This window comes from Streptomyces mabaensis (genome assembly GCF_053763515.1).
This window is the reverse complement of record NZ_JBSOPZ010000079.1, coordinates 1-1,959: the sequence shown is the minus strand read 5'-3', so window position 1 is coordinate 1,959 and position 1,959 is coordinate 1. Positions and strand designations below refer to the sequence as shown.

Genomic DNA, 1,959 nt, shown 5'->3' with positions numbered 1-1,959 from the left:
GAATGTTGTACGTCGCCGACGGGCCCTCCAGCTCACCCAGGAACCACAACCGCTGCTGCGCGAACGACAACGGCACCGCCTTGGGCCGGGTCATCGCCATCAGTGCTGGACGTGCCGCACCCGAATCCGTCAGCCGCTGCGCGAGTCCGGCCACGGTCGGCGCCTCGAACAGCGCCCGCATCGCGACCTCCACCCCGAGATCCATCCTGATCCTGTTGGTCAGCTGCACCGCGAGCAGAGAGTGGCCGCCCAGTTCGAAGAAGTTGTCGTCCACGCCGACCGTCGGCAGGCCCAGGACCTCGGCGAACACCGAACACAGGATCTTCTCCTGCACCGTCGACGGCTCCCGCCCACTGTCGACTGCCTGGTAGTCCGGAGCGGGCAGGGCCTTGCGATCCACCTTGCCGTTGGCTGTCAGGGGCAGAGCGTCCAGGACCACCAGCGCTGACGGCACCATGTGCTCCGGCAGCGTCGCGCCGAGATGGGCGCGCAGCGCGGCACTGTCCGCCTGGGGTGTGCTGCCGCCGTTGGGGACGAGGTAGCCGACCAGACGCTTATCCCCGGGGCGGTCCTCACGCACCATCACCGCTGCCTGGGCCACCGACGGATGCGCAGTCAGCGCCGCCTCGACCTCACCCAGCTCGATACGGAAACCCCGGATCTTCACCTGGTCATCGGTCCGCCCAAGGTATTCGAGCTGACCGTCGGTGTTCCAGCGTGCGAGGTCGCCGGTGCGGTACATCCGCTCACCCGGGGAGAAGGGGTTCGCGACGAACCGCTCCGCCGTCAGGTCCGGCCGTCCGAGATAGCCGCGGGCCAGTCCCGCGCCGGCGATGTACAACTCACCCGCGACATCGACCGGAACCGGCTGCAGAGCCGCGTCCAGCACATAGACACGGGTGTTGGTAATGGGCGTGCCGATGTGCGGGGTGTTGTGTCCGTTGGCGGGCAGAGGGTTGGTGGTGGTGGCGCAGACGGTGGATTCCGTCGGTCCGTAGGCGTTGATGAGACTGCGGCCGTCGGCCCAGTGGGCAACGAGGTTCTGGCTGAGGGCTTCGCCGGCGGTGATGAGGGTCGTGATCGACGGCAGACTGTCCGGTTCCAGGAGAGCCAGCACAGCGGGGGGCAGGGTGGCGTGTGTGACCGATCGGTCCGCGACCAGGCGGACAAGCGCCCGGCCCGGCAGCATGTCGTGCGGCGCGGCCGAGACGAGGCAGGCCCCGTTGCACAAGGCCATCACCGTCTCCCAGACCGACGCGTCGAAACTCGCCGAGGCGAACTGCAGCACCCGGCTGCCTGCTGTGATCGCGAACTCCTGCGCCTGCGCAGCCGTCAGGCTCGGCAGTCCTCGGTGGGTGACGGCCACACCCTTCGGCCGACCGGTGGAGCCGGAGGTGTAGATGACATAGGCGGGGTGGGCGGGCAGCAGGGTGGTAGGGCGCTCGGTGTCGGTGGGGTCGGTGTCCTCGAAATCCTCGAGTGCCGTGATGGTCCGGGGATCGTCGACGGCCACGTAGAGCGGGTGGCTGTCGGTGAGGCGGGAAGCCAGGTCCGTGCTGGTGAGCACGAGAAGGGGCCGGGCGTCGGCGAGGACGTAGCCGATCCGCTCGGCGGGGTAGTCCGGGTCGATGGGCAGATAGGCGCCGCCTGCCTTCGTCACCGCGAGAAAGGCGACGACGAGGTCGGGAGAGCGGTGCATCATGACCGCGACCAGCGACTCGGGCCCCACTCCGCGGTCGATCAGCAGCCGCGCGAGACGGTTGGCACGCTCGTTGAGCTCCGCATAGTTCAGTTCCACGCCCTCGAACATGAGGGCGACCGCATCAGGATGCTTTGCGGCCTGGGCCTGGAACAGTTCGGGCAGGGTTGCCGCGGGTACTTTCCGGGCGGTGTCGTTCCACTCGACCAGGATCCGCTTCCGCTCGGCCGGGTCGAGTACCTCTACGATGCTGACCCGCT

General features: G+C 68.5%; 1 protein-coding gene. It reads right to left on the bottom strand.

The genetic code is table 11. The features are described from left to right. On the bottom strand, positions 1-1,959 hold a 1,959-nt coding region (locus ACWV17_RS33770; RefSeq protein WP_455362662.1), incomplete at both ends, for a non-ribosomal peptide synthetase.